At 33.7% G+C, this 567-nt stretch carries 1 protein-coding gene; it reads left to right on the top strand.

The window, feature by feature from the left end; translation table 11 throughout:
- Window positions 1-139: 139 nt before the first annotated feature.
- On the top strand, window positions 140-567 hold a 428-nt coding region (locus CCZ01_RS10035; protein ID WP_112053041.1), incomplete at its 3' end, for a hypothetical protein.

Raw genomic sequence — 567 nt, 5'->3', positions numbered from 1 at the left:
AAATTGTAACATATTGAAGCATAAAAACAAATAAAATAAAATAATTTTGAAAGATTGAGTAATATTTAAAAAAATATTAAGTAAAAAAATTATAGCATACTTTAGCCTATAGTTAAGGCAAATGATCAAAGGGGATAGCATGAAAAAACTTATTTTTTCAATATCAGTAAGTGCGTTAATGGCAAGTTCTGTGTTTGCAGCAGAAGATATTTTGGCAAAAGTTACTCATGGTGCATTAAGTGATTATTCTAAAGGTGTGCATATTCTAAGCCTAGAGGAAGAAAAGCAAGTCAAGGGTGGGTATAATGTTAGAACGTCTGATAGTATTGAAGAATACGGTGGCAGATACATTTATGTATGGGCATATTTAGATGATGACCCTAACAATCGCGAAGGTGATGCGAATTTTGGTATTTGTGGAATAGGAACTTCGTCTTGCGCGATAGGAAGCCAAAGACGCCTTGCAGAATGGAAAGGATTTACAGGGAGTGATTCACCCAGAGATTTTGGACCCGCTTATATTGTTAAGAAAAATAAAGCTACTTCAAGTTTAGGCAATAGCTTTAG

The sequence above is a fragment of the Helicobacter monodelphidis genome, assembly GCF_003288845.1.
Lineage (GTDB): Bacteria > Campylobacterota > Campylobacteria > Campylobacterales > Helicobacteraceae > NHYN01.
This window is presented reverse-complemented; position numbering and strand designations above follow the sequence as displayed.